General features: G+C 63.5%; 3 protein-coding genes. All 3 read left to right on the forward strand.

What is annotated here, in order from left to right; genetic code table 11:
• The first annotated feature begins 369 nt into the window (after positions 1 to 369).
• Positions 370 to 1,371, forward strand: a complete 1,002-nt coding sequence (locus ABSG20_RS32095) for an autoinducer 2 ABC transporter substrate-binding protein (protein ID WP_423868469.1) — start codon at positions 370 to 372, stop codon at positions 1,369 to 1,371.
• A gap of 380 nt (positions 1,372 to 1,751) precedes the next feature.
• Entirely contained in the window at positions 1,752 to 3,236 is a 1,485-nt protein-coding gene (locus ABSG20_RS32100) for a sugar ABC transporter ATP-binding protein (RefSeq protein WP_423868470.1), read from the forward strand.
• Positions 3,229 to 3,724 (forward strand): ABC transporter permease (locus tag ABSG20_RS32105; protein ID WP_423868471.1); only part of this gene is annotated, 496 nt, incomplete at its 3' end. The genes ABSG20_RS32100 and ABSG20_RS32105, both read left to right, overlap by 8 nt.

Here is a 3,724-nt window from a genome sequence, read left to right on the forward strand (position 1 = left end):
GAGCCAGCAGGTGGCGCCGCTGCCGCCGCCGATCGAGGTTCGGCCCGCACCGGGCGTGGCGCGGCCGCCGAAGCCGAAGCCGCCGCTGGTGCTGATGCAGCCGGCGATCACTCCGTGACGGCGCGAGCGGTGCTGCCCCCATAACCGAAGACTGATCGCTTCCGGGACTTTGAGAGCCGCGGGCTGATCGGCGTCACGCTTGCTTGACACCTCCGGCAGGCTCGGTCTCTACTCCAGGGATCTGCGGTTTGCATGGCCTGGCCGGTGCCTCATCTGCCACGCCTGGGCGCAAGCCGACAGCAGCTCCGTTCCGGTGAATACCGAGAAAACGCGAGCAATATTAGAGCTATGGCTTCCTGGGAGGGAACGATGAATAGACGCGAAACGCTCAAGCTGATTGGCGGCGCAACGGCGATCTCCGTTGCCGGCCTGCCTGGCATTTCCTGGGCCGATGCCCCGAAGGAGATGGTCACGGTCGTCAAGATCGCCGGAATTCCGTGGTTCAACGCGCTCGAAAAGGGCATCCAGAAGGGCGCGAAGGATTTCAGCATCAACGCCACCATGGTCGGCCCGGCCAACGTCGACCCGGCGCAGCAGGTCAAGTTGCTGGAGGACCTGATCGCCAAGAAGGTCGATGTGATCGGCCTGGTGCCGCTCGACGTCAAGGTCTGCGAGCCGGTGCTGAAACGCGCGCAGGCCGCCGGCATCAAGGTCATCACCCATGAAGGGCCGGAACAGGAGGGGCGCGACTGGAATGTCGAGCTGATCGATTCCGTGCGGTTCGGCGAAGTACAGATGGAGCGCCTGGCCAAGGACATGGGCGGCAAGGGCGAATACGTCGTCTATGTCGGCACGCTGACGACGCCGTTGCACAACAAATGGGCCGATGCTGCGATCGCCTACCAGAAGAAGAACTTCCCCGACATGAAGCTTGTCGCCGACCGGTTTCCCGGAGCCGACGAGATCGACACCAGCCAGCGCACCACGCAGGACGTGATCAAGGCCTATCCGAACCTCACAGGCATTCTCGGCTTCGGCTCGAATGGACCGATCGGTGCCGGCAATGCGGTTCGCCAGCAGCGCCTGCAAAAGAAGATCGCCATCGTCGGCACCGTGCTGCCGAGCCAGGCCAAGGCGTTGATCAACGACGACATCATCCGGGAGGGTTTCCTCTGGAACCCGACCGATGCCGGCTATGCGATGGTTGCGGTGGCCTCGCTCGTGCTCAATGGCAAGCCGATCACCGATGGCGTCGAGGTGCCCGGCCTCGGCAAGGCTTCGGTCGACGTCGCCGGCAAGCAGATCAAGGTCGACAAGATCATGCGCATCAACAAGGAAACCGTCGATGGCCTGATCGCCGGCGGGCTCTAGAGGCCTGTTGCATCGCGCTCCGGGCAACACCCCGGGGCGTAAGGCGGCTTTGGCGTTACGACCTGTGGCAGACGGCCTGGCGTCGTCCCGCGGCACTCCCCCGTGATTTCTGTGTTCGAGACGATTTCCATGAAACCTATTTCAGGCTACAGGCATTGGCCTCTCACTCCCTCTCCCGCTCTTCGCGGGGGAGGGTGGGGTGGGGGCGCGGCATCGGCGCTGTTAGTTGCGTATGCGGCCCCGATACCCGATCGATGGATTTTCACCCGGAGCTTCCCCCACCCCAGCCCTCCCCCGCAAGGGCGGGAGAGGGAGCGCAGCATCGCGCGCGTCGATATGTTCAGAACTTCGGAATCGCTGGACTAGACCAGGACGAGACCTTGGCGCCATTCCTGGAAATGTCCGGCATTTCGAAGCGGTTCGGCGGGGTCCATGCGCTTCGGGGTGTGGATCTGACGCTGCAAGCCGGCGAAGTGCATTGCCTGGTCGGCGAAAACGGTTCCGGAAAGTCGACGCTGATCAAGATCGTCTCCGGCGTAGAGGCGCCGGAGCCCGGCGGGCGGATTACGATCGCCGGCCAGGAATACCCGCATTTGAACCCGGTGCGCTCGACTCATTGCGGCATTCAGGTGATCTACCAGGACCTGTCGCTGTTTCCCAATCTCACGGTCGCAGAAAACATCGCGATCGGTCAGCATCTCGGCGGCTTGCGGTCGGTCGATTGGGCGGCGATGCGCGCAACCGCCGGGAGCGCGATGGCCAGGGTCGGGGCGGAGTTCGATCCGGAAACCAGGGTCGCCGAGCTGCCGATCGCCGGGCGGCAGCTGGTGGCGATATGCCGGGCGCTTGCGGCGGATGCAAGGCTTATCATCATGGACGAGCCGACGGCTTCGCTGACGCGGCACGAGGTCGACGCGCTGTTCGCCCTGGTCAGCGAGCTGAAGCGCGCCGGCATCTGCATCATGTTCGTCAGCCACCGCCTCGACGAGGTGATGGAGATCGCCGAGCGCGTCACCGTGCTGCGCGACGGCGCCAAGGTCGGCACCTTTGCCGCCGACACCATCGACGATCGCAAACTCAGCCATCTGATGACCGGGCACGCCTTCGAATACGACGTCCATGCCGGCAATGTCTCGGCAGCGCCGGTGGTGCTCGAACTGCAGGGGTTCGGCCGTGACGGCGACTACGAGGATGTCAGCCTGTCGCTGCGGTCCGGAGAGATCGTTGGCCTCGTTGGGCTGCTCGGCTCCGGCCGCACCGAACTGGCGCTGTCTTTGTTCGGCATGAATCCACCCGACCGCGGCGTCCTCCTGCTTGACGGGAAACCAATCGCGCTCAGCACCAATGCCGACGCGATCCGCAAGGGCATCGCCTATGTTCCGGAAGACAGACTGACTTTGGGCCTGATCCTGGACCAGTCGATCACGTCGAACGTGACGCTCACGGTGCTCGATCGCCTCGCCGGCCGGCTTGGCCTGATATCATCGGGTGCGCGACAAGGCCATGTCGCGCAATGGGTGTCGAGGCTCGGGATCAGGGTGTCGGACCCGGAAAACCCGGTCAAGACACTGTCCGGCGGCAACCAGCAGCGCGTGGTGCTCGCCAAATGGATGGCGACCCACCCGCGCGTGTTGATACTCGACAGCCCTACCGTCGGCGTCGATATCAGCGCCAAGGACGGCATCTACGGCATCATCCGCGGGCTTGCGGAGGCCGGCGTCGCGGTGCTGTTGATATCCGACGAAATCCCCGAGGTGCTTTATCACAGCCATCGCGTGCTGGTGATGCGGCAGGGACGGATAACGCGCGATGTTCGAACCGGACAAACCTCGGAAGCGGACTTGCGGCGGGCGGTCAATGCCTGAAACCTTCAACGCCGCCTACGCACGGTTCAGGCAGAGCCACGAATTCTGGCTGCTTGCCGTCATCCTCGTGCTCTGCGCCGGTCTCGCTCTCGCCAACTCCCAGTTCCTGACGATGCAGAATCTGTTCGATCTTCTGACCTCCTATGCCTTTGTCGGGATCCTGGCGCTGGGGCTTTTGGTGGTGCTGATCGCCGGCGGGATCGATATTTCATTCACGGCGACTGCATCGGTCGCCCAATATGTGGCTATGGCGGTTGCCAATGCCTATGGCGCCAACTGGTTCACCGTGTTCGCGATGGCGATCGGGATCGGCATTGCGCTCGGGGCGATCAACGCGCTCTTCATCCAGAGCTTGCGGATTCCCTCCATCATCGTCTCGGTGGCGACGCTGAACATCTTCTACGGGCTGCTGATCTTCGCCACCGGCGGCAAGTACATCTATTCGCTGCCCGACTGGTTTTCGACCGGTATCTTCTGGTTCGAGTTCG

It is taken from the genome of Bradyrhizobium sp. (assembly GCF_049512235.1).
Lineage (GTDB): Bacteria > Pseudomonadota > Alphaproteobacteria > Rhizobiales > Xanthobacteraceae > Bradyrhizobium.

What these genes read in the sequence shown, in the direction of transcription:
- ABSG20_RS32095 (WP_423868469.1), top strand. Translation starts at nt 370, where the DNA reads ATGAATAGACGCGAAACGCTCAAGCTGATTGGCGGCGCAACGGCGATC.